The organism is Amycolatopsis thailandensis (assembly GCF_002234405.1).
GTDB lineage: Bacteria > Actinomycetota > Actinomycetes > Mycobacteriales > Pseudonocardiaceae > Amycolatopsis > Amycolatopsis thailandensis.
The window spans coordinates 1-640 of the sequence record NZ_NMQT01000388.1 but is presented as its reverse complement, the minus strand read 5'-3'; the positions used below and the strand labels follow the sequence as shown (position 1 = coordinate 640).

The window sequence follows — 640 nt, the reverse complement described above, 5'->3', positions numbered from 1 at the left end:
TCGACGGCGACACCCGCCGCCTCGAGCAGGACACCGACGGGCTCGCCGGTCGACGGGTCGCGGACGATCTCCCCGCCCGCCGGGTCGGCTGTCGAGGTGGTGACGCCCGCCAGTTCCAAGGCCCGGCTGCTCACCCAGCGGTTGTGCCTGCTGTCGTCCGAAAGCATGACCGGACGCCCGCCCGCGGCCTCGTCGAGCGCGTGCCGGGCCGAAGTCCGCGAAAGGGTGCTGACCAGTGTGGACGCCCAGGCGCCACCGACGACCCATTCGTCCGGTCCGAGCGCGGCGGCGTGCGAGCGGACCGCGGCGAGGATGTCGTCCAAGCCAGCGTCGAGGCCGAAGGTCAGCTCGAACAGGGCCGCGCGCCCGGCGAGGGCGTGGTGGTTGTGCACGTCGACCAGGCCAGGCATCACGAAGGCGCCGTCGAGGTCGACGACCTCGGTGTTCGGCCCGCGTTCGATGTCCTCCAGGGACAGCACCCGGCCGTCCTTGATCGCCAGTGACGACGCCCAGGGCCGGGCACCGTCCACTGTGTACACCGTGGCGTTGGTGAGGATGAGGTCGGCGGTCAAGGCTCAGCTCCCGGCGGGGTCGTAAGCCTCGGGGTGCACGGTGGTGCTCAGCAGCTTGCCGTGCGCGC

The 640-nt window shown here is 72.0% G+C and carries 1 protein-coding gene; it reads right to left on the bottom strand.

The window, feature by feature from the left end:
• Positions 1-572 (bottom strand): amidohydrolase family protein (locus CFP71_RS43070; protein ID WP_143267350.1); only part of this gene is annotated, 572 nt, incomplete at its 3' end.
• Positions 573-640: the final 68 nt, after the last annotated feature.